A 23817-nucleotide genomic window follows, 5' to 3' on the forward strand; every position below is an offset into this window, starting at 1 on the left:
GAGAGCATTTTGAAAACAGATGATTTTGATTATCAATTAGAAGAAGAGCGGATAGCACAGGTCCCCATTAAGGAAAGAGACCATTCTAAACTTCTTGTTTTAGGAAGAGAATCAGGAAAAATAAAGCATGACCATTTTTATAATATTTTAGAGTATATAAATCCAGGGGATGTTCTAGTTCTAAATAACACGAAGGTGCTTCCAGCTAGACTTTTCGGTTCACGCTTAGGCAAAGATGAAAAAATCGAAGTTCTTTTGTTAAAAAGAGAAAGAGACATATGGGAATGTTTGGTCCGTCCTGGAAAGAAAATGAAGATCGGAACAGAGGTCGAATTTGGAGAGGGAATTCTTAAAGGGAAAGTTCTGGATATTCTAGAAGACGGCACTCGAAAGATTGAGTTCTATTATTCCGGTATTTTTGAAGAAATTTTAGATCAGCTTGGACAGATGCCTCTTCCTCCTTATATTAAAGAAAAATTAGAAGATAAAGACCGCTATCAGACTGTCTATGCCAAAGAAACAGGATCGGCGGCGGCACCAACTGCCGGTCTCCATTTTACGAAGGAACTGCTTGAAAAAATCAAAGAAAAGGACGCTTCTATCGCTTATATTACTCTTCATGTAGGTTTGGGTACGTTTCGTCCAGTTTCCGTAGAGGATGTAACAGAACACAAGATGCACAGCGAGTATTATTCTTTAGAAGAAGAAAATCTACGAATAATAGAAGAAGCAAAGAAAAAAGGGGGGCAGATTATCGCCGTAGGCACTACAACAATCCGTACCCTTGAAACCATTGGAGAAAAATTTAATGGACGTTTAAAAGCTGACAGCGGTTGGACAGATATATTTATATATCCAGGCTTTGAGTTTAAAATAGCCGACAGCTTAATTACGAATTTTCATCTGCCCAAGTCTACTTTGATGATGCTTGTTTCCGCTTTTTCTTCAAAAGAAAATATTATGAATGCCTATGAAGAAGCAAAAGAGAAAGAGTATATGTTTTTTAGTTTCGGAGATGGTATGTTTATTAGAAAGGAAAATTTATGTTCGAATTTGAAATAAAAAAGAAATCTTCAGAAACGAGAGCTCGAACAGGTGTCCTTCAAACACCCCATGGAGAAATAAAGACACCGGTGTTTATGCCGGTAGGAACTAGAGCTACAGTAAAAACATTATCCAGCGAAGATGTAAAGAAATTGGGTGCGCAGATTATCCTCGGAAACACCTATCATTTATATTTGCGCCCAGGCCAAGAAATCATAAAACTTGCAGGGGGGCTTCACAAGTTTATGAATTGGGATAAGCCGATATTAACAGACAGCGGCGGTTTCCAAGTATTCAGCTTAAGCAAAAACAGAAAGATTACCGAAGAAGGTGTTGAAATTCGTTCGCATATCGACGGCTCCAAGCATTTTCTATCACCAGAAAAAGCGATGGAAATTCAAGAAGATTTAGGCAGCGATATTATGATGGCCTTTGATGAATGTGCCCCTTATCCAGCTGATTACGATTATATAAAGAACTCCATGGAGAGGACGCTCCGGTGGCTTGAACGGTGCAAGGAGTATCATTCCGATATGAGCCGACAGGCTTTATTTGGTATTGTTCAAGGAGGGATGTATCCGGATCTTCGTGAAATCAGCGCCAAGGAAACAACTAATATAGATCTTCCCGGCTACGCAATAGGCGGACTCTCTGTAGGGGAACCTAGAGAATTGATGATAAAGTTGTTAAATCACACGACTCCATTCCTTCCGGAAAATAAACCCAGATATTTGATGGGGGTAGGAACTCCCGATTATCTATTTGAAATGGTTGAAGCCGGCATTGATATGGCGGATTGTGTTCTTCCAACAAGAATAGCGCGAAACGGAACAGCCATTACATCCAAAGGAAATCTAGTAATACGAAATGCTAAATTTGCAAAGGATTTTAGCCCCATAGATGAAGAATGCGACTGTCCTGTTTGTCAAAATTATACAAGAGCTTATGTGAGGCATTTGATCAATGTGGATGAAATCCTGGGTGCTCGTCTCTTGACAATTCACAACTTATACTTTTTAATTAATATGATGGAGAAAATTCGACTTTCTATAGAAGAAGATCGTTTTTTAGAATACAAAAATGAATTTTATGATAAGTTCGGTTATACTTATCATAAGTAAAGGAGGATGGCTATGGAACAATTAGGTTTGATCGGTGGATTTTTACCTTTAATCATCGTGTTGGTGCTTATGTACTTTATGATGATTCGACCTCAGCAAAAGCAGCAGAAAAAACTTGCGGAGATGAGATCTAGTCTTGTGATTGGAGACAGAATCGTTACGATTGGCGGAATCAAGGGCTCTGTTGTAAAGATTTCAGATGACTCTATTACAATTGAGTCAGGAAACGGCGCAAAGCTTGATATTGTTAAAACTGCAGTAGGCCAAGTTCTACAAAAAGATACAGCAGGAACAGACATTATACAAGAATAATAAACGACTTTAAGAAATATTTGTTTTCAGATATTTCTTTTTGTTTATATAAAAGGAGTTCAAATGGCAAAATGGTATGTTAAAAACTTAAAAGAAGACATAGCCGGTATATCAAAAGAGACAGGGATTCATCCAATACTTGTGCGGCTTATGCTTAATCGTAAAATACCTGAAGATAAGATGAATGATTTTTTGAAACCTACTTTAGAGAATTCTTCCCATGATCCTTTTTTAATGAAAGATATGGACAAAGCCTTAGATCTCTTGATAAAGCACATTGATGCAGGAAGTTCGATTCTGATTGTTGGGGACTATGATCAAGACGGTAATTCCGCAACGATGACATTACTAGACGGGCTGATGCTCTATACGGATAATATTTCTTATGCGATTCCCAACCGGCTTACAGACGGCTACGGGATTTCAATGTCAATTATTGAAAAAGCAAAAGAAGGCGGAGCAGGCTTGATTATTACCTGTGATAATGGAATTTCGGCCTTTGAAGAAATCGAAAAAATAAAAGAACTCGGGATGGATGTTATAATTACCGACCATCATCAAGTTCCGGAAGAAGGAGAACTGCAGGTTGTCCCGCAGGCGGATGCTGTATTAAATCCTCAGCAATGGGACTGCAATTATCCCTTCAAAGAATTATGCGGAGCTGGTGTTGCCTTTAAGTTTATCCAAGGTTTATATACAAAATTAGATGGAGATATGGATTATCTTTCGGATCTTTTAGAGTATGTATGTATGGGTACAGTCTGCGATATTGTCGATTTAGTCGACGAAAATAGATATATCGTAATTGAAGGACTTAAGAAAATCAATAGTACTGAAAATTACGGCATGAAATCACTTATTAAAGAAACGGGAATAAAAGGAGACGTTTCTGTTTATTCTTTGGGATTTATTATGGGTCCTTGTATCAATGCGGCAGGAAGACTTGATACGGCATCCAAAGGAATCGAATTGTTTTACGAAGAGAATATGGAAAAGGTCGAGGAAATTGCAAAGGAACTGGTATCTTTAAACAATGAACGGAAAGATTTAACGGAAATCGGATATGAAAGAGTTAAAGAAAGTGTACTGCGATTAGAAAAACTGCCGGAAATTCTAGTGCTTAAAGACGAAGAAATTCATGAAAGTATTGTGGGAATTATAGCTGGGAGAATAAAAGAGTTTTTCAGCCGACCGACGATTCTTTTTACAAAGGCACAAGAAGAAGGTGTACTGAAAGGTTCCGGAAGAAGTATCGAACAGTACAATATGTTTGAAGAAATCAATCCGTATAGGGAAACACTGGTATCCTTTGGTGGACATGCTATGGCTGCTGGGATGTCTATATCGGAAGATAATTTTGAAGAATTCAGCAGGGTTTTAAATGAGAGTTCAAAACTTAAAGAGGAAGACTTTCAGCCTAAGATTTATTTGGACAGCAGTTTAAATATCGAGATGCTAAATTTCGATTTAGTCGATGAGATTGAAAAGCTGAGTCCTTTTGGAAAAGGAAATTCTAGACCTTTATTTGGAGATAAAAAGATTCTTCTTAAAAAACTGGACGTTATCGGTAAAAATAAAAATGTACTTCGTTTTTCCCTAGAAAAAAAAGGCAAACTATTTACAGGGATTTCTTTTAGGGACACAGAAGAAACCTTGGATTATCTAGCGGAAAAGTTTGGTCCGGAGGGGCTGGAGAAAATCCGATTAGGACTTGATCATAATTATAGAATCGATATATGCTATTATCCGCAAATTAACGAGTTTAATCAGAAGAAAACACTTCAGCTTCATATTAAAGATCTACGTTAAAACTGTAGTTTTCCATGATTGTTATGATATAATGATTTCAATATATTAATGTTTACGTTTCGGGAGGTAGAGAGATGCTCAGTGACTTACTGACAAAAATTAAATCATATAATCCTAATTGTGATGAGAAGAAAATAGAGAAGGCCTATAAACTGTCGGAAGAGGCACATGAAGGACAATTAAGAAGTTCCGGCGAGCCTTATTTTATACATCCCGAAGCTGTCGCTTTAATTCTTTCAGATTTAAGCATGGATGATGATACAATTATTTCTGGTCTTCTTCATGATGCCTTAGAAGATACAGAGATGACCTTTGAAGAATTAGAGGAAATGTTTGGTACTAATGTAGCCGAGCTTGTAGAAGGGGTCACAAAACTTAAAAAAATAAAATACAAATCCAAGAAAGAAAATCAGGCTGAGAATCTTAGAAAAATGGTCCTTGCTATGGCAAAGGATATCCGGGTTGTTATTATCAAACTCGCCGACCGTCTGCACAATATGAGAACACTTGAGTATATGACCCGTGTGAAGCAGATTGAAAAGGCCACTGAAACTTTGGAGATCTATGCGCCTTTAGCCCATAGACTTGGGATTAGTACTGTTAAATGGGAACTGGAAGATTTATCGCTGCGTTATTTGGAGCCGGAAAAATACTATGATCTTGTAAACAGAATCCAAAAAAATAGAGCAGAGCGGGAAAATGTAATTCAAGATATTATCGTGGTTCTAAATGTTGCCATGGATGAATTGGGCATCAAAGGAGAAATCAACGGGAGGCCTAAAAGCATCTATAGTATCTATAAAAAAATGTATCAGCAGAATAAATCTTTTGAAGAAATATTTGATCTGTCTGCAGTTCGAGTGATCGTAGATACGAAGAAGGACTGTTACGGTGTTCTGGGAGCCGTTCACTCTTTATGGAAGCCGATTCCCGGCAGATTTAAAGACTATATTGCGATGCCGAAAGCAAACATGTACCAATCTCTTCATAGTACTGTGATTGGGCCGAGAGGCGATATTTTTGAAGTTCAGATTCGTACATGGGATATGCATAAAACAGCAGAATATGGTATCGCCGCCCATTGGAAATACAAAGAAGGCAGCACAGAAAAACAGTCGAATTTTGATGATAAGCTGACTTGGATCCGACAGTTGATGGATTGGCAAAATGATATCGCAGATTCCAGAGAATTTATAGATGTATTCAAAGAAGAGTTTTCAAACGATGAAGTCTTTGTATTCTCCCCTAGAGGAGATGTTATAGACCTTCCTGAAGGTTCGACGCCTATCGATTTTGCTTATCGTGTCCATTCTGCTGTAGGAAATCATTGTATCGGAGCAAAAGTAGATGGAAAGCTTGTTCCTTTGAATTATAAATTAAAGAATGGGAATATCGTTGAGATTCTCACATCAAGCGGATCCAGCGGTCCTAGCCAGGACTGGCTGAAGATTGTAAAGTCTTCTCAGGCACGGACAAAAATTAAACAGTTTTTCAAAAAAGAGCAGAGAAGTCAAAATATTGTCCGAGGCAGGGATGCTTTGGAGAAAGAAGTCCGGAAACAAGGCTTTACTTTTAATAAAATTTTAAAAGAAGAATGGTTAAAAGAGATATCTGAAAGACTTAGTTTCTCTTCGATAGATGATATGTATGCTGCTTTAGGATTTGGAAGTCTTCAGCTTACTCAAATAATGCCGAAATTAAAAGAATACTATAAAGACTATTACAAGGTAGAGGATGCTCTAGAACAGTTTAAAGACTTAGAAGAAAGACCGAATCCTCAGCATCGGGAGTCTTCTGCCCACGGTGTAGTTGTAAAGGGCGTAGACAATCTGGAAATAAAATTGGCTAAATGCTGCAATCCGGTGCCAGGAGATGATATAGTAGGCTATATTACGAAAGGCAGGGGAGTTTCGGTTCATAGAAAGGATTGTTCCAACCTTAAAAGTTTGGAAGAAGCAGACCGGATTATAGATGTAGCTTGGGACAATACTTCGAATATCAACTATAGTGTAGAAATTAAGATCATAGCTTTCGATCGTCCGGATTATTTGGCAGCAGTGACTCAAAAATTAACGGAAAAGAATTTTACAGTTACAGGTATGAATGCAAGAAAAGATAAGGATAAAACGTATATTATTAATATTAAAGTTGAAATAAACGACACCAATCAAATCAAAGAGCTGATTGGTACGATACTTTCGATTAAAGGCACTTTAGATGTATACAGAGTCAAATCTTAGGAGTGGTATATGAGAGCAGTAGTTCAGAGGGTTTCAAAAGCAAAGGTTGAAATCAACGGTAAAATCAATGGAGAGATCGGCAAAGGGTTTCTGATATTTGTTGCAGTGCATAGGGATGACGAAATTTCGGATATTGATTATTTGGCTAAAAAAATAGAAAACCTTAGAGTTTTTGAAGATGAAGATGGGAAAATGAATTTATCCATTCAAGATATCCGTGGAGAATTGTTAGTCGTATCTCAGTTTACTCTTTACGGGGATTGCAGAAAAGGCAATCGGCCAAGTTTTATACAGTCGGCAAAATCTCCAAAATCCCTCGATAATTATGAAATCTTTTTAGAAAAGCTTAGGAGTACTGGTTTGAAGGTGGAAACAGGCGAATTTGGGGCGGATATGGATGTTTCTTTAGTCAATGACGGACCGGTTACGATCCAATTAGACAGCTCTAAAATTTATTAGGAGGCTTTTTTTGGAAATAAAAATTTTTACAACCTACTCGATGGGAGAAAATATTTATGTTTTAATTGAAAAAGATCATGCAGCAATTGTAGATCCAGGAGGGAATTATGAAGAAATATCTTCTTTTTTAAAGGACAATCATTATGTTTTGGATTATATACTTTTGACCCATGGACATGCAGATCATATCGGAGCGCTGAATCCTTTAAAAGAAGAATTCGGGGCAGAGGTGATAGCTCATATAGAAGAGAAAGAACTTCTCGAAACCCCAGAAATGAATTTATCCGGGCGAGGCGCTTCTGGGATAAAAGTCTATCCAGACCGCTTTGTATCGGAGGGGGGTGAACTGGAATTCCAAGAAAACAAAATCCATTTTATTCATACACCGGGACATACAGCTGGAAGCATGCTGATACTAATCGGAGATAAAATGTTTAGCGGGGATATGTTATTTAAAGGGACAGTAGGGAGATCGGATCTACCAACATCAGATCCTTCAGCTATGGAAGAGTCCATTCAGAAACTTTTAGACATGGATTTCGATTATAAAGTATTTCCAGGTCACGGAGAAGCAACGACTCTAATGCATGAAAAGAAATACAACGCTTACTTAAAATAGTACATTCTTGCGCAAATATATAGGATAAGTTATTATGATAGTAATCGAATAATTGCGATGAAAAAGAGGAGTAGTCTGCGAAAATTTTACAGAGAGGAAGCAGGGTGAGATCTTCCAAAGGGAAGCAGATGAAGGTTGCTTTGGAGCAATATCTATTAAGGGTCATTATTGAAATTTAGGTGGTACCGCGGAAACTCTTCGTCCTAAAAACGAAGGGTTTTTTTATGTAAAGGAGAGAATAGAATTGAAAAATTTAGAAAAAGTATATCAGCCGAAATCCTTCGAGGATCGGATTTATAAAAAGTGGAAAGAAGACGGGTATTTCACAGCGAAAGTGAATCCTGAAAAAGAACCTTATACTATAGTGATGCCCCCTCCAAATGTTACAGGAAAACTTCATTTAGGCCATGCGATGAATAATACGATTCAAGATATTATTATCCGCCATAAAAGAATGGATGGGTTTGAAGCACTATGGGTACCTGGAACGGACCATGCATCGATTTCTACAGAAGCAAAGGTTGTAAATAAAATCACATCTGAAGGGAAATCAAAAGAATCGCTGGGGAGGGAAGGTTTCTTAGAAGAAGCTTGGGCGTGGACAGAAGAATACGGCGGAAATATTAAAAATCAGCTTGAAAAACTGGGAGTATCCTGCGACTGGTCCAGAGACAGCTTTACACTAGATGAAAACTTATCCAGAGCCGTAACAACATATTTTATAAAGCTATACGAAGATGGTTTGATTTACCAAGGAAATCGTATTGTAAACTGGTGTCCATCCTGCGGTACAGCTATATCCGATGCAGAAGTGGAATACGAAGAAGAAGAGGGCCACTTATGGCATATACGCTATCCTTATAAAGACCGGGAAGGATATATCGTTATAGCAACAACAAGACCTGAAACCTTATTGGGAGATTTGGCAGTTGCAGTAAATCCTGAAGATGAACGCTATAAAGAGATATTGGGTGAAAAATTAATCCTGCCGCTGGTTGGGAGAGAGATTCCTGTTATTGCGGATGATTATGTAGATAAAGAGTACGGAACGGGTATGGTTAAAATCACACCAAGCCACGATCCTAACGATTTCGAAGTAGGAGCACGCCATGATTTAGGTCAATGTATCGTGATAGAAGAAGATGCAGCGATCAGTAAAGGATATGGTAGATACAGCGGTTTGGAGCGCTTAGAAGCTCGAAAATTAATCGTAGAGGACTTAGAAAAGGAAGGCCTTCTAGAAAAAACAGAGCATCTTCATCATACTGTAGGACACTGCGAGAGATGTAATGAAACTATCGAGCCGCTGATTTCAAAACAATGGTTTGTTAAAATGGAATCTTTAGCAAAGCCTGCACTAGAAGCTTATAAGAATGGCGACTTAAATCTTATTCCTAGCCGTTTTGGGAAAGTGTATACAAATTGGCTGGAAAATATTAGAGACTGGTGTATCTCAAGACAGTTGTGGTGGGGACATCGGCTTCCAGTCTATTACTGCGAGGACTGCGGCGAAGTAATCGTTAGTGCGGAAAAACCCGACACCTGCAGTAAATGCGGAAGCTCTAACCTTATACAAGATCCAGACACATTAGACACATGGTTCTCTTCTGCACTATGGGCATTCTCCACATTAGGCTGGCCGAAAGACACAGAAGATTTAAAATATTTCTTCCCTACAAATACCCTTGTTACGGGATATGACATTATTTTCTTCTGGGTAATTCGTATGGTATTTTCCACTCTTTATAATATGGGCGAGCTTCCATTTACGAATGTATATTTCACAGGTTTGATCCGAGACTCTCAAGGAAGGAAAATGAGCAAGTCCTTAGGTAACGGTATTGATCCGATAGTAGTTATTGACGAGTATGGAGCGGATGCCTTAAGATTTACATTAATATCCGGAAACTCTCCAGGAAATGATATGCGTTTCTATATGGAAAAGGTGGAATCCAACCGTAATTTTGCAAATAAGTTATGGAATGCCACAAGATTTGTATTGATGAATTTAGACGAATCGAAGATTAAACCTCTTGAAGAGTTGGAGTTGGAAGCAGAAGATAAATGGATTTTAAGCTGTTTAAATACAGTCACAAAGCAGATCTCCCAAAACTTGGAAAAGTTTGAATTCGGAAATGCGGGAAATGCTATATATGAATTTATTTGGAATGAGTTCTGCGACTGGTATATCGAGCTTGTAAAACCAAGATTATACAATGACGATCTTCAGGGCAATATTACGGCACAAAGTACATTAAATGCTGTTCTTATGAATATCATTAAACTGCTTCATCCCTTTATGCCTTTTATTACAGAAGAAATCTACTCATATCTGCCAGATAAAAAAGATATGCTGATCAACGAATCTTGGCCGAAATATAAAGAAGAATGGGTATTTGAAAAAGAAGAAGAGAAAATTACTTTAGCGATCGATGCCATAACTTCTATTCGAAATGCACGTGCAGAATTAAATATTCCTCCTAAGAAAAAATCTAAGATGATTTTTGCAACAAATGAAGATCATTTGAAAGAGAGTTTTGAAGAAATGAGCCTTCATTTTAAAACCTTAGCTTCTGCTGAAGAGATTATTATCGAAGACGATATGGATGAATTGGAAAATGCAATTTCTCTTGTGAAAAACCAGTATAAAATATTTATTCCTCTAGAAGGGCTGATTGATTATCAAAAAGAACTGGACCGTCTTTTGAAAGATCAAAAGAAAAACGAATCAGAACTAAAAAGAGCAGAAGGAAAACTAAACAACGAGAGTTTTGTAAAGAAAGCACCGGAAAAACTAGTTGAAGAAGAGCGAAAGAAAATTGAAAAGTATCGAAATATCAAAATGGAATTGGAAGAGTCTATAGAAAACTTACGAGGAAAAATAAATGAACTATAAGGAGGCTCTCAACTTTGCAGAGTCCGGCCTTTATGGTCATTTTGAGCAAGAAGAGTATATGAAGAAAATTCTTATACTCTTCGAAAATCCTCAAAAAAACTTGAAGATCATCCATATTGCCGGAACGAACGGCAAGGGGACGACAGGGTTCTACTTGTCCCATTTACTAGAATCACATGGTTATAAAACGGGACATTTTTCATCCCCCCATATATCCGACTATCGGGAACGAATCAAAATCAATAATAAACGAATCGAGAAAGACGCATTTATAAAAGCCTGCGAAGAGGTGAAATCAAAAGAGGAAGATATCTCTAAATGCGGAAGATGGCCAACTTATTTTGAAATGAGTCTTCTTATTGCAATAATAGCATTTCGTGAAAATATTGATTATCTTATTTTAGAAACAGGAATCGGCGGAAGAGAAGATGCTACAAATCAAGTAGGAAATACTGTTCTAAGTGTGATAACAACGATTGGTCTCGACCATACTCAAATGCTTGGAAAAAGCTTAGAGGAGATCGCATTTCATAAAGCAGGGATTATTAAAGAACGAACACCCGCAGTAAGCTTTGTCCATAATAAAAACGTAGATGATGTTCTTAAAAAAGAAGCCGACGTTAAAAACAGTCCTCTTTATTTTGTAGATCCTCACGAAAATATGGAAGTAGAAAAGGGGCATGCAGTACTATGCTATAGGGATCAGAAGATCAGACTTAAGTTTCTGGGTCTGCAGCAGGGATATAATGCAAATCTAGCCATTAAAGCCTATGAACTTCTTATAGGGGATCTTCCTCGGGACTTCTCTATACTAGAAAAAGCGGTTTTTGAAGGAAGAATGGAAATCCTCAATACAGCCCCTCTTTTTATTATCGATGGGGCACATAATGAAGAGGGAATAACCCTTCTTTCTGAAAATTTAAAACAGATTCCTTATGACAAGCTTATTTTGATCTTAGGCACAATGAGTGATAAGGAAATAAATAATTTTTCGGATATTGTGGATTTAAGCAGTGTTTTGATCCTTACAAAGCTTGAATATGAAAGGGCACAAAAACCAGAAAAAATACTGAAGGATTATCATGCTGATTCTGAAATTTATTATGAAGACTCTTTGGAGAAGGCTGTTGATACAGCTTTGGGAAAAGGCGGAAAAAATGATCTTATTCTTTGCACAGGATCTCTGTATTTGATAGGAGCTGTAAGAGATTATATTAAAAAAGATTAAAAGGAGATTACTATGCTTTGGACTCAATTTATTATTTTAATCGTCATTTTAATCAGTATTCAATATACGTTGAACAAAATTCTAGTTGAAATAAAGCGTATTCGGGCTGAAGAATTTAAAGATTATAGTTCAAAAAAATAGGAGAACAATATGTATAATGAGTTTGCTACCGTATATGATTCTTTAGTTTTCGATATACCTTATGCTATATATGCAAAACGCATTCGAGAAAAAGTAGAGCAATACCAAGGCAGTTTAGATTCGATTCTCGATTTTGGAGTAGGTACAGGAAATTTAACAAAAGAATTAATAGATTATTCCAAGCGGTATACAGGAATAGATCTTAGTGAAGAGATGCTTTCTATTGCAGAACAAAAAATCCAAGATCCTCGGCTTGAGCTTTACAGCTGCGATATTCGGGAATATATGGATCAGAAACCTTTTTCTCTTTGTGTCAGCACACTAGACAGTACAAATTATATCTTGGATGAAAATGTATTAATAGAAATAATGGAAAAAATTCACGAATTATTAGATACAGAGGGATTATATTTTTTTGATATTAATTCTGAATATAAATTAAAAGAAATTCTTGGAAATAGAAGTTATATTTATGAAAAAGAAGATATTTTTTATACTTGGGATAATTATTACGATCCAGATGAAAATAAAGTGGATTTTATTCTAGACTTTTTTGTAGAAGAACAAGGACTATACAGGCGTTTTACTGAATACCAAACAGAAAGGATTTATTCTGTTCCTGAAATAAGCAGCTATTTGAAAAATACTGGTTTTAAAATATTGGAAATCATAGATTTTGATACAGGCGATGTGCCAACTGGCGAAACTGAAAGAATATTATTTATCGCTAAAAAGGATAATATTCCATTAATTTAAGATTAATTTGTCCTGATCCTTGCAAAGGTCAAATAATTATGGTATATTATATTAAACAGCAAGGAACTAGTAAGAGCTGTGGTAATATTACATGGAGGAATGTACTAAATGACTAAGGGTAAAGTAAAATGGTTTAATGCAACAAAAGGTTATGGATTTATTTCAACTGAAGAAGGCGAAGATGTGTTTGTACACTATACAGCTTTAGAAGACAATGGTGAATTCAGAACTTTAGACGAAGGACAAGACGTTGAGTTTGAAATTACTGAAGGTACTAAAGGACCACAAGCTTCTAATGTTAGTAAGTTATAATAAATAGAATATTAACTAGAAGATAAAGCCCCTATTGCAGGGGCTTTTTTTGGAGGTATAAATGAAAGATATATATGTAGTAAAAGCTTTGGATGAAAAAGAAAGATTTCGTTTTATGCTGGTTAATTCTACTTCCCTTGTAGAAGAGATCAGAAAGATTCATAATACCACAACAACCGCAACAGCAGCTTTAGGGAGGCTCTCTACAATGGCTGCTATTATGGGAACAGATATAAAAAACAAAAATGAAACCTTAGCTTTAAAAATAAAAGGAGACGGACCGGCAGGATTGTTAATAGCAGAATGCGATTCAGAAGGAAATATCCGTTCTTATATGGATCATCCTGAGATCGACATTCCAAGCCGTGAAAGCGACAATAAACTTGATGTAGGCGGATTTGTCGGCAAAAATGGTCTTTTATCGGTTATAAGAGATTTTGGGACGGCGGAACCATATATCGGAAAAACGGCGATTGTTTCTGGAGAGATTGCTGAGGATATCGCAAGCTATTTTTTCTATTCAGAACAAACACCAACAATTGTTTCTTTAGGAGTGCTGGTAGATGTAGATTATAGCTGCAGATCAGCAGGAGGATTGTTTATTCAAGTTCTTCCTGGATATACAGAAAGCGATCTTGTGGAATTGGAAGAAGTGATGAAAGACTTCCCTGCAGTATCTTCTGTATTCGAAAAAAATGAAGATGCTAAAGATGTACTAAATAAATATTTTTCTTCATTAAACATGAAAATATTAGAAGAGAAACCTGTACGATATCAATGCAGCTGCAGTAAAGATAAGGTTGAGAAAGCTATAATCAGTCTTGGGAAAGATCAGATTGAAGAGATTGCCAGAGAAGATCAAGGGGCAGAAATCGTATGCGAATTCTGCAATAAGAAATACAATTTTACTGAAGAAGATTTAAGAAGTCTTACTTCGAATTAATATAATTTTAATTTCTTCTTGACAACTGTTTTCAATTATTGTATTATTGAAAGGTAGTTATGTGTTGGAGATATTTTTTCTGAATAGAAAGAATAGTTTCTAAAATGATCTGCCCAGATAGCTCAGTCGGTAGAGCAGAGGACTGAAAATCCTCGTGTCGCTGGTTCGATTCCGGCTCTGGGCACCATACTACCAGAATGCGGAAGTGGCTCAGTGGTAGAGCATCGCCTTGCCAAGGCGAGGGTCGCGAGTTCGAGTCTCGTCTTCCGCTCCATTCTTTATTGAAAAGATCATCATGAAGTGTTATGATAATATTATTACGGCGACATAGCCAAGTGGTAAGGCAGAGGTCTGCAACACCTTAACCCCCAGTTCAAATCTGGGTGTCGCCTCCAAAAGCTCTCAGTTTACTGAGAGCTTTTTATTTGTTTGGAGGAATATGATATGGCAGAAAATATTAAGGCGATGATTGTATCCTATAAAGCGGACATCGAATTTTTAAATCTATTAGAGGATTTGGGTATTAAAATTATCTTCACGAAAAAACATTCTAATCTGCCGGAGCCTGTAGACGATCATCCTGATTTTGTTGTAAGGCCGCTTACGAAAAAAATATTTCTAGTAGATCAGGATCATTTTGAATACTATCAGAAAGAATTAAGGAAATATGGTATTCAAACTATACCCGCAAAAAACAAAATCGGAGCAGTTTATCCAGAAGATGTTTTATTAAATTCAGTTTTCTTTAAGGGATATTGTGTTGGAAGAAAAGATGCTATGGATCCTAGGCTTCTGGAGTTTATATACAGGAATAATATGGAAGTTATTTCTGTCAAACAAGGCTATGCGAATTGTTCCTCTTTAATAGCAGGGGAGAATTTGCTGATTACTCAAGACAAATCGATTTATAAAGCTCTTTTAAGATATAAACTAAATGTGTTTCTACTGCCCCAAGGAGGTATTGATCTTCCTGGCTATTCAACTGGATTTATAGGGGGAACATATGGTATGATTAATGATACTGCGATGGTATTTTATGGGGATATTGAGCGTTTTTTACACAAAAAAGAATTAAAAAAGCGTTTAAAAGAAGAATCTATAGAAATATTCTGCCCCGAAGGAATTGATTTTGTAGATCGCGGTTCTATGATAGGAATTTATTAGGGGGAATGATTTTGATACAACCAAGTATACTGCCTGGAATGATGGAGTTAATACCAGAGGACCAATTATTATTTAATGATGTAAAAAATATTATCGAGAGTACTTTTCAAAAATATGCTTTTTTGCCAATTGATACACCGGTTATGGAAAAACTGGAAATTCTATTAGCAAAAGGCGGTGGAGAGACTCAAAAACAGATTTATCGTTTAGAAAAAGGAAATACGGAAATCGGTCTGCGTTTTGATTTAACGGTGCCTTTAGCCCGTTATGTAGCCCAGCATTTCAGCGATTTAAATTTTCCCTTTAGAAGATATCATATAGGCAAAGTATATCGTGGCGAGCGGAATCAAAAAGGCAGATATCGAGAATTTTATCAATGCGATATTGATATTATCGGACATGAAAAACTTTCGATCTATAACGATGCAGAAATTCCCAGTGTAATGGCGGAAATATTCCGAAAACTGCAGCTTGATTTTACGTTCCATTATAATAACCGCAAAGTTATGAATGGATTATTTAAAAGTCTTGATCTTGACGATTTTACTGCGATTCTTAGAATTATCGATAAAATCAATAAAATTGGAGAAGAAGGCGTACGAGAAGAGCTGGAAAAAGTAGATTTAGATCAAAATACCATTGATAAGCTATTGAACTTTATTCATTTTAAAGGCAGCAATGAAGAGACTATAGACTTTTTAAAAGAACTTGACGTTCAGGAAGAATTATTTCGAGAAGGTTTAGAAGAGCTGGAATTTGTATATAGGCAGATGCTTCTATTTAATATTCCTTCCGTAAATATTAAAATTGACCTTTCTATAACAAGAGGCTTGGACTATTATACTGGATCAGTCTTTGAGACATTTTTAAAGGGGCATGAAGAAATCGGCTCTGTTTGTTCTGGAGGCCGCTATGATGATTTAGCTTCAAATTATACAAAGCAGAAGCTTCCGGGAATAGGACTCAGTATCGGGTTAACCCGTTTGTTTTATAAACTTCAAGAAGGAAAGCTGTTAAATATTGAAAAAGCGAATCCGTGCGACGCTTTAATCATTCCAATGAAAGGCTATGAAAAAGAGTCCATTGATTTATTGAATAAATTAAGAGATCATGATAAAATAGTACAGATCTATCTTGAGGGCGGAAAAATGAAAAAACAGTTCGCCTATGCCGATAATTTGAACGTACCTTTTGTGATAATAATCGGAGAAGAAGAGGTTAAAAATGAGAGTTACTCTGTAAAGGATATGAGAAGCGGAGAGCAATCATCGAAAAAATTTGAAGAAATTATTAATTTAATATAAAGCAATGATGGAACGAGTACATCAAAAAGATCTGCACAGAGAGAAGGAATCTTGCTGAAATTTCCTTTCAGAAGCCTTTGATGGAAAACTACTCCGGAGCGAATAAAAATGAAGTATAAAATTGGGTGGAACCACGGAAGAGTCTTTCGTCCCTTGTCGGAAGAGGCTCTTTTTTTATTATTTTAAGGAGGATTTTATGATCACAATTACTTTACCAGACGGTTCTAAAAAAGAACATGAAAAAGGTATATTATTATTAGATATTGCTAAAGGGATTTCGGAAGGCTTAGCGAGAGCTGTACTAGGAGCTGTAGTAAACGGCGAAATTAAAGGTCTTCAAGAACCGGTAGAAGAAGATGCAGAGGTGCGTTTTGTTAAATTTGAAGACGAAGAAGGAAAAGAGATATTCTGGCATACTTCTGCTCATCTTATGGCCTTTGCTATTCAAAGATTATTTCCTGATACAAAATTTGCCATAGGACCTGCTATTGATGCTGGTTTTTATTATGATTTAGACAACAGCCATGTATTTACAAGTGAAGATTTAACAAAGCTTGAAGCGGAAATGAAGAAAATTGTAAAAGAAGGATACACACTAGAGCGTAAAGTGGTTACGAGAGAGGAGGCTTTAGAAAGATTTAGATCTATTGATGAAGACTATAAAATTGAATTGATAGAAAATCTTCCTGAAGATGCGACTATCAGTTATTATCAGCTAGGAGATTTTATCGATCTTTGTAAAGGTCCTCACTTATATGATGTTAAAAAAATCAAAGCTGTGAAACTTACTAGTATAGCAGGAGCTTACTGGAGAGGCGACGAAAACAATAAGATGCTGCAGCGTATATACGGAATTTCATTCCCTAAAAAGTCGGAATTAGATGAATATCTGGAAAGAATGGAAGAAGCGAAGAAAAGAGATCATCGAAAAATCGGTAAAGAGATGGGGCTTTTCAGTATGCATGAAGAGGGACCTGGTTTTCCATTCTTCCATCCTAACGGCATGGTGCTAAGAAATGAAATAGAGAATTTCTTGAAAAAAGAACTTAGAAAATCCGGATATGGCGAAATAAAAACACCGATGGTCCTAAACGAAGCTTTATGGCATCAATCAGGCCACTGGGATCATTATCAGGATAATATGTACTTCACAAAAATAGACGAGAAAGGTTACGCAATTAAACCGATGAACTGTCCAGGTTCGATCCTTGTCTACAAATCGAATCCTCATAGTTATAGAGAACTTCCGATCCGCGTAGCAGAGTTCGGACAAGTTCACCGCCACGAACTATCTGGTGCTCTTCATGGATTGATGAGAGTTCGTACGTTCACTCAAGACGATGCACATATCTATTGCCTTCCAGAGCAGATTGAAGAAGAAGTTACAAGTATTATCAAATTCTGTGATTATATCTATAGTATATTTGGGTTTGAATATAATGTTGAACTTTCAACAAGACCAGAAGATTCTATGGGTAAAGACGAAGATTGGGAAATTGCAACAAAATCCCTTGAAACAGCCCTTGTCAACAATAATTTAGAGTTTAAAGTGAATGAAGGAGACGGTGCATTCTACGGGCCTAAAATCGACTTCCATCTTAAAGATGCAATAGGAAGAGTGTGGCAGTGCGGTACTATCCAGCTTGACTTCCAAATGCCGGAACGATTTGGATTGGAATATATCAATCAAGAAGGCGGAAAATCACAACCAGTTATGATTCATAGAGCCGTTGTGGGTTCTATTGAAAGATTTATGGGAATCTTAATCGAGCATTTCGCAGGAAAATTCCCGTTATGGATCGCACCAGTACAAGCGATTATTTTGCCGATTTCCGATAAATATAATGAAAAGGCCGAAGAATTAAGATTAAGATTTGAAGAGGAAGGTATCCGAACTGAAGTAGATGATCGTTCTGAAAAGATCGGATTCAAGATTCGTGAAGCTCAATTAAACAAGATTCCATACAGTTTAGTTCTCGGAGAAAAAGAAATTGAGAACAATACAGTGGCTCTACGTATCCGCGATTTAGGAGATCAAGGTGTTATCAGTACAGAGGAGTTTATCAAAATGGCACAAGAAAAAATCAAATCGAAAGAAATTGATTTATAGTATTTGACAAACTAGGATATGTGTAGTAGACTAATAGCATATGAAGTAGAGTATCCGCTCTCACCTGACGAATGAATCGTTCAGGTATATTATGAATCCTTTTTTGTGAGAATTATAATAGCGGGTATTTTGCCCGCTATTTTTTATTTATTTATGGAGGTGTACATTATAAAGGACTTACAGATTAATGAAAATATCAGATCAAGAGAAGTTCGTCTGGTAGACAAAGACGGTAATCAATTAGGAGTTGTACCACTTAGAAAAGCATTAGAACTAGCTGAAGAAAGCAAATTAGATCTTGTTAACGTGGCTCCTAAAGCGAAACCACCGGTTTGTAAGATTATTGATTACGGAAAATACAAATACGAAACAATTAAAAAAGAAAAAGAATCAAGAAAGAACCAAAAAACCATTAATGTAAAAGAGATTAGACTTAGCCCGAATATCGATACTCATGATTTAGAAGTTAAGGCTAAACGAGCAAATACATTTTTATCAAATGGAGATAAAGTAAAAGTAAGCGTCCGATTTAGAGGAAGAGAATTAGGTCATACTAATATCGGAAGAACGGTACTTAATAACTTTACTGAACTTGTTTCTGAAAATGGTACGGTAGATAAAAAACCTGCTATGGAAGGAAGAAGTATGGTAATGTTCTTTGTTCCAAAGAATCAAGAATAATGGAGGAATATTATGCCAAAGAATAAAACACATAGAGGTACTGCAAAAAGATTTAAAAGAACGGGTACTGGTAAATTAAAGAGATTTAAAGCATTTAAAAGTCATTTAACTGGAAAAAAATCAGCAAAGAGAATTCGTAACTTAAGAAAATCCTCTTTAATCAGCAAAGGTGATCTAAAAAGAATAGATCACATGATTCCATAATCATTCAAGGAGGCAAAATTAATGGCAAGAGTAAAACGCGGTGTAACTGCAAAAGCAAGACATAAAAAAGTATTAAAAGCAGCAAAAGGATATTACGGTTCTAAATCAACACTTTTCAAAACAGCAAAACAAGCTGTAATGAAATCTATGGCTTATTCTTATATTGGAAGAAAGAGAAGAAAAAGAGATTTCAGAAAATTATGGATCGCTAGAATCAATGCTGCAACAAGACAAAATGGTCTTAACTACAGCAAATTTATAAGCGGACTTAAAAAAGCAAATATCGATATTAATCGTAAAATGCTTTCAGAAATGGCAATTTATGATCCTGAAAGTTTTACAAAATTAGTTGATATTGCCAAAAATGCTTAATTAAAGTAGCCCTATTATAGGGCTATTTTGTGATTTAAGAGGTAAAAATGAAATATAAAAAAATCAGACAGCGGATTGTCAATCATCCTCCTAGATTTTTAGCCATGGGTTTTTTTGCGGTAATTCTTATCGGATCCCTATTATTGATGCTGCCCTTTGCTCAAGGAGAAGGACAAAATACAACCTATCTGGATGCGCTTTTCACAGCAACATCAGCGGTCTGCGTTACAGGCCTTACAACTGTAGCAACTGTTTCTCATTGGACTTTATTTGGCCAGATTGTAATCATTCTCCTGATACAAATCGGCGGTCTTGGTTTTATGACGATAACAACGGTAATGGCAATGGTCTTAGGAAAGAGAATCACTTTAAATGATCGTCTTATTATTAAAGAGCAGATGAATACAGTTAGTTTATCCGGGATGGTTAAATTAATCCGATACGTCTTAGCTTCTACTTTTATCATAGAAGGAATCGGGGCTCTGCTTCTTAGTTTTCAGTTTATTCCAGAATTTGGACTGGCAAGAGGATTATATGTCTCTATTTTTCAATCCATCTCATCATTTTGCAACGCCGGTTTTGATGTGCTGGGAACTGCAAGTATAGTAAAATATAATAATAATCCACTGATTTTACTGACAATCGGGTCATTGATAATACTTGGAGGACTGGGGTTTAATGTATATATGGATGTTACTGCAAATAAGCTGAATTTCAGAAAGTATGCTCTACATACTAAAATAGTATTATCTATGACAGGAATCCTGCTTTTAGCAGGAACGATCGGTTTCTTAACATTAGAAGCCTTAAATGCAAATACTATGGCAGATATGAGTTTTTCAACGAAAACTTTGAATGCATTTTTTCAATCCGTCACAACGAGAACTGCAGGTTACTTTTCCATGGATCAAGCTCAGCTGACGGATCCGTCTATTATGCTTTCTATTATATTAATGTTTATAGGAGGATCCCCTGCAGGTACTGCTGGCGGGATTAAAACTGTAACCTTTGCTATGCTTCTGTTAATGACTTATAGCGAAATCAAAGGAAATCGGGATCTGGAAATATTTCAGCGAAGAATAAGCATTGATCAAGGAAAACGAGCTATTTCTATTATGGTATTAGGATTAAGCTGGGTCCTTACAGCAACTTTTGTTTTGCTGGCATTAGAACCATTTGCTTTACAAGATCTGCTGTTTGAAGTGACTTCAGCTTTTGCAACAGTTGGTCTTACAAGGAATTTGACACCTCAGTTAACAGAGATATCGAAAAGTGTATTAATTCTTTCTATGTATATAGGAAGAGTAGGGACTATGACATTAGTTTTTGCATTTGCGAATAATAAAGATAAGAAATACCATAAGGAAGCCTATGGGAATGTAATCATTGGTTAAGGGGGATTCTATGGAATTTAAAGAGTTTATGATAATAGGCTGCGGCAGGTTCGGAAGATCAGTAGCTGTGACTCTTGCAGAATTAGGGCATGAAGTTTTAGTTATAGATAAAGATGAGGATACGATCAATGAGATTAGTACAAGTGTTACTCATGCTGTTTCAGCAGACGTTATGATTGAGGGAACTTTAGAATCTCTGGGTATTCATAATATGGACGAAGTGATCGTTGCAATGGGTTCAAATTTTGAAGCTTCTTTAATGGCAACTGCTGTTGCAAAGGAAAATAATGTAAAGACGGTAATCGCTAAAGTCAGCGATAAAATTCATGGCCGTATCATGAAAAAAGTCGGTGCTGATCGTGTAATTATTCCTGAAAAAGATTCGGGGATACGATTAGCATATAATATCTCTACATCAAATATCTTGGATTATATTGAAGTCTCAGACGACTTCAGTATTATGGAAGTAAAACCTCCTAAAAGCTGGATTGGACGATCTTTAGCGCAGCTAGATATCCGAAATAATTATGGAGTTACAGTAGTTGCTGTCAAAGAAGAAGATGTTAAAGAAATTAATATTAACCCTAAGCCTGATTATGTTTTTGATCAATCGGATATAGTATTAGTCTTGGGAAAATATAAAAAAATAGAAGAAATAGTTGGGGAAGAATCTTAGTGTTAATAGAAAGTTCTCAAAATTCAAATTTTAAATTATGGAAAAGTCTTCGGAAAAAGAAGTATCGAAAAGAAAATAATTTATTTATAGTGGAAGGAAAAAAACTTTTCAGAGAAGCGACCTTTTCTGATATACTAATAAATAGTGTTATCCTTAAAGAAGACTTTAATCCAGATTTTGTGGAAGAAGTATTCAAAGGAAAAATTTATATTCTGAAAGAACAACTTTTTAATGAGCTTAGTGAAATGGAACACGCTGAAGGGATCCTTTGTATCTGCGAAAAAAAAACCTTTAGTATATCTACTGGGTCAAAAGTGATTATATTAGATGGTATTAAGGATCCGGGCAATGCAGGCACGATTATCCGCTCCGCTGAAGCCTTCGGTTTTAAAGACTGTATTTTTATGAACGATTGTGTTGATCCTTATAACAGCAAAGTTATCAGAGGTTCTATGGGATCTATCTTTCGGATCAATATTATTGAAGAAGAAATTATCGGCAAACTAAAAAAAGAAGGCTATTCTTTTCTTATTTTAGATATGAGAGGTAAAGCTGTATCTGAATTTAAAGGGCTGAAAAAAACGGCTGTTATTATCGGCAGCGAAGCTCATGGAGTGAGCGCAGACATGCGCAATATTGCGGACGGAGTTATTTCTATTCCAATGGAGGGAAAAGTTGAGTCTCTAAATGCTGGAATAGCTGCTTCTATTACGATGTATGAATTAAATAAATAAAGCTGTGAAAAAGCTGATTGCCTAACTTATTTCAGAGAGTTATGAGATGGTGCGACATAATATAAGAAGGGTAAATTCTTTCACTTTCGAGCTTCTCGAATAAAAATCGAGACGGTTGATTCCGTTAGTAATCAAGAGAGATGTTTTACATAATTTGGGTGGTACCGCGGAAACTTCCGTCCCATAGAGGGATGGGAGTTTTTTTATTCTTTTTTATTGGGTACCCTTAATGAATGAATAAATCAATTCACCACAGTAGGAGGAAAAAATGAAGGAAGATTTACTACAGTTAAAGGAGCAATACCTTGCTGAAATCGATGGCTTAGCAACAGCCGAAGAGTTAGAAAAATTGAGAGTTAAAATATTTGGAAAAAAAGGCGACTTGACCCTTTTATTAAGAGGGATGGGGAAACTTTCAAAAGAAGAACGTCCTGTTATGGGCAAGCTTGCTAATGAAGTTCGAGAAGAACTAGAAGAACTGTTTAATCAAAAAGCCGAATTCATAAAAAAAGAAGATCTTCAAAAAAGAATAGCAGAAGAGAGAATAGATGTTACAGCTAAAAAGGATGTAATACCTTTAGGACATCGTCATCCTTTAAATCGTACTATGGAAGACTTAGAAGAACTATTTCAAACCATGGGATTTTCAATTGAGTCCGGTCCGGAAATCGAATCGGTAAAAAATAATTTTGATATGCTGAATTCTCCGGAGAACCATCCATCTAGAGACTATACAGATACATTTTATATAAATGAGGATACACTGCTTCGTACACATACTTCTCCTGTTCAAATTCGTACCATGTTAAGCCAAGAGCCTCCGATACGTATGGTATCTGCAGGAAGAACATTCCGTTTCGACGATGTAGATGACACACATTCTCCGATGTTTCATCAGATAGAAGGTCTTGTCGTAGATAAAAATGTTTCTATGGCTAACTTGATCGAAACGATTAATGTTTTTATTCGAGAATTCTTCGGAGAACATATAAAAACACGTTTCAGACCCCATTATTTTCCATTTACAGAGCCTTCTGTAGAAGTGGATGTAACTTGTTTCGACTGCGGCGGCAAGGGCTGTCCTTCTTGCAACAATACTGGATGGAGCATGGAGCTTCTAGGCGGGGGTATGGTGCATCCGAATGTACTGAGAAATTGCGGTATAGACCCTGAGGTTTACTCAGGATTTGCTTTTGGAATGGGGGTAGACCGTATAACGATGGTGCGATACGGAATCGATAATATCCGCTTATTATATGAAAATGATCAAAGATTTTTAGAACAATTTTAGGAGGACA

The 23817-nt window shown here is 36.3% G+C and carries 23 protein-coding genes, 3 tRNA genes and 3 other annotated features; all 26 genes read left to right on the forward strand.

Annotated features, from left to right (window positions below; translation table 11 throughout):
- The first annotated feature begins 9 nt into the window (after positions 1–9).
- The 26 genes from queA to pheS all read left to right on the forward strand — a co-directional run bounded on the left by queA (position 10) and on the right by pheS (position 23810).
- Positions 10–1062: a tRNA preQ1(34) S-adenosylmethionine ribosyltransferase-isomerase QueA gene (gene queA, locus ACTQ46_RS00230; protein ID WP_441746485.1), complete on the forward strand. Its 1053-nt coding sequence runs from the start codon at positions 10–12 to the stop codon at positions 1060–1062.
- On the forward strand, positions 1044–2165 hold the full coding sequence (gene tgt, locus ACTQ46_RS00235; protein ID WP_441746487.1) for a tRNA guanosine(34) transglycosylase Tgt: 1122 nt from the start codon (positions 1044–1046) through the stop codon (positions 2163–2165). The genes queA and tgt overlap by 19 nt, the downstream gene beginning before the upstream one ends.
- Positions 2166–2177: 12 nt before the next feature.
- Entirely contained in the window at positions 2178–2477 is a 300-nt protein-coding gene (gene yajC / locus ACTQ46_RS00240; RefSeq protein WP_441746489.1) for a preprotein translocase subunit YajC, read from the forward strand.
- A 63-nt stretch (positions 2478–2540) separates the two neighbouring features.
- Entirely contained in the window at positions 2541–4286 is a 1746-nt protein-coding gene (gene recJ, locus ACTQ46_RS00245) for a single-stranded-DNA-specific exonuclease RecJ (RefSeq protein ID WP_441746491.1), read from the forward strand.
- 74 nt (positions 4287–4360) lie between these two features.
- The gene (locus tag ACTQ46_RS00250; RefSeq protein WP_441746493.1) at positions 4361–6526 is read left to right on the forward strand and encodes a RelA/SpoT family protein; all 2166 of its coding nucleotides are present in this window, start codon (positions 4361–4363) and stop codon (positions 6524–6526) included.
- A gap of 9 nt (positions 6527–6535) precedes the next feature.
- Entirely contained in the window at positions 6536–6985 is a 450-nt protein-coding gene (dtd, locus tag ACTQ46_RS00255; RefSeq protein WP_441746495.1) for a D-aminoacyl-tRNA deacylase, read from the forward strand.
- Between the two features lie 10 nt (positions 6986–6995).
- Complete coding sequence (locus ACTQ46_RS00260) at positions 6996–7604, forward strand: MBL fold metallo-hydrolase (protein WP_441746497.1); 609 nt, start codon at positions 6996–6998, stop codon at positions 7602–7604.
- A 48-nt stretch (positions 7605–7652) separates the two neighbouring features.
- Positions 7653–7813: a binding site (T-box leader), on the forward strand.
- A gap of 35 nt (positions 7814–7848) precedes the next feature.
- Positions 7849–10500, forward strand: coding sequence for a valine--tRNA ligase (locus ACTQ46_RS00265; protein WP_441746498.1), 2652 nt, complete (start codon positions 7849–7851; stop codon positions 10498–10500).
- Positions 10490–11728 carry a bifunctional folylpolyglutamate synthase/dihydrofolate synthase gene (locus ACTQ46_RS00270; RefSeq protein ID WP_441746500.1) on the forward strand — a complete coding sequence of 413 codons (1239 nt, stop codon included), beginning with the start codon at positions 10490–10492 and terminating at the stop codon, positions 11726–11728. Before ACTQ46_RS00265 ends, ACTQ46_RS00270 begins: the two co-directional genes overlap by 11 nt.
- Positions 11729–11740: 12 nt before the next feature.
- Positions 11741–11869 carry a hypothetical protein gene (locus ACTQ46_RS00275; protein ID WP_441746502.1) on the forward strand — a complete coding sequence of 43 codons (129 nt, stop codon included), beginning with the start codon at positions 11741–11743 and terminating at the stop codon, positions 11867–11869.
- Between the two features lie 9 nt (positions 11870–11878).
- Complete coding sequence (locus ACTQ46_RS00280; protein ID WP_441746504.1) at positions 11879–12625, forward strand: class I SAM-dependent DNA methyltransferase; 747 nt, start codon at positions 11879–11881, stop codon at positions 12623–12625.
- A gap of 108 nt (positions 12626–12733) precedes the next feature.
- On the forward strand, positions 12734–12937 hold the full coding sequence (locus ACTQ46_RS00285; RefSeq protein ID WP_441746506.1) for a cold-shock protein: 204 nt from the start codon (positions 12734–12736) through the stop codon (positions 12935–12937).
- Positions 12938–12998: 61 nt separating this feature from the next.
- Positions 12999–13880: an Hsp33 family molecular chaperone HslO gene (gene hslO, locus ACTQ46_RS00290; protein WP_441746508.1), complete on the forward strand. Its 882-nt coding sequence runs from the start codon at positions 12999–13001 to the stop codon at positions 13878–13880.
- 111 nt (positions 13881–13991) lie between these two features.
- Positions 13992–14067 (forward strand) — tRNA-Phe (locus ACTQ46_RS00295).
- A gap of 12 nt (positions 14068–14079) precedes the next feature.
- Positions 14080–14154: transfer RNA gene (locus ACTQ46_RS00300), tRNA-Gly, on the forward strand.
- A 47-nt stretch (positions 14155–14201) separates the two neighbouring features.
- Positions 14202–14275: transfer RNA gene (locus tag ACTQ46_RS00305), tRNA-Cys, on the forward strand.
- Between the two features lie 49 nt (positions 14276–14324).
- Positions 14325–15044 (forward strand): DUF6873 family GME fold protein, encoded by a 720-nt coding sequence (locus ACTQ46_RS00310; protein WP_441746510.1) that lies wholly within the window; start codon positions 14325–14327, stop codon positions 15042–15044.
- Between the two features lie 5 nt (positions 15045–15049).
- Positions 15050–16348: a histidine--tRNA ligase gene (gene hisS, locus ACTQ46_RS00315; RefSeq protein WP_441746512.1), complete on the forward strand. Its 1299-nt coding sequence runs from the start codon at positions 15050–15052 to the stop codon at positions 16346–16348.
- A 196-nt stretch (positions 16349–16544) separates the two neighbouring features.
- Complete coding sequence (gene thrS / locus ACTQ46_RS00320) at positions 16545–18458, forward strand: threonine--tRNA ligase (protein WP_441746514.1); 1914 nt, start codon at positions 16545–16547, stop codon at positions 18456–18458.
- 37 nt (positions 18459–18495) lie between these two features.
- Positions 18496–18609: a sequence feature (ribosomal protein L20 leader region), on the forward strand.
- A 2-nt stretch (positions 18610–18611) separates the two neighbouring features.
- A complete protein-coding gene (gene infC / locus ACTQ46_RS00325; protein WP_441746772.1) occupies positions 18612–19139 on the forward strand; it encodes a translation initiation factor IF-3 in 528 nt (175 codons plus the stop codon).
- Between the two features lie 12 nt (positions 19140–19151).
- A complete protein-coding gene (rpmI, locus tag ACTQ46_RS00330) occupies positions 19152–19343 on the forward strand; it encodes a 50S ribosomal protein L35 (RefSeq protein WP_441746516.1) in 192 nt (63 codons plus the stop codon).
- Positions 19344–19364: 21 nt separating this feature from the next.
- Positions 19365–19715: a 50S ribosomal protein L20 gene (gene rplT, locus ACTQ46_RS00335; RefSeq protein WP_441746518.1), complete on the forward strand. Its 351-nt coding sequence runs from the start codon at positions 19365–19367 to the stop codon at positions 19713–19715.
- 47 nt (positions 19716–19762) lie between these two features.
- The gene (locus ACTQ46_RS00340) at positions 19763–21109 is read left to right on the forward strand and encodes a TrkH family potassium uptake protein (RefSeq protein ID WP_441746520.1); all 1347 of its coding nucleotides are present in this window, start codon (positions 19763–19765) and stop codon (positions 21107–21109) included.
- A 10-nt stretch (positions 21110–21119) separates the two neighbouring features.
- On the forward strand, positions 21120–21785 hold the full coding sequence (locus tag ACTQ46_RS00345) for a potassium channel family protein (protein ID WP_441746522.1): 666 nt from the start codon (positions 21120–21122) through the stop codon (positions 21783–21785).
- The gene (locus tag ACTQ46_RS00350; protein ID WP_441746524.1) at positions 21785–22519 is read left to right on the forward strand and encodes a TrmH family RNA methyltransferase; all 735 of its coding nucleotides are present in this window, start codon (positions 21785–21787) and stop codon (positions 22517–22519) included. Before ACTQ46_RS00345 ends, ACTQ46_RS00350 begins: the two co-directional genes overlap by 1 nt.
- Positions 22515–22706: a binding site (T-box leader), on the forward strand. It overlaps the preceding gene by 5 nt.
- 81 nt (positions 22707–22787) lie before the next feature.
- Positions 22788–23810, forward strand: coding sequence for a phenylalanine--tRNA ligase subunit alpha (pheS, locus tag ACTQ46_RS00355; RefSeq protein WP_441746526.1), 1023 nt, complete (start codon positions 22788–22790; stop codon positions 23808–23810).
- Positions 23811–23817: the final 7 nt, after the last annotated feature.

This window comes from Gallicola sp. Sow4_E12, assembly GCF_052116305.1.
Taxonomy (GTDB): Bacteria; Bacillota; Clostridia; order Tissierellales; family Peptoniphilaceae; genus JBQKLI01.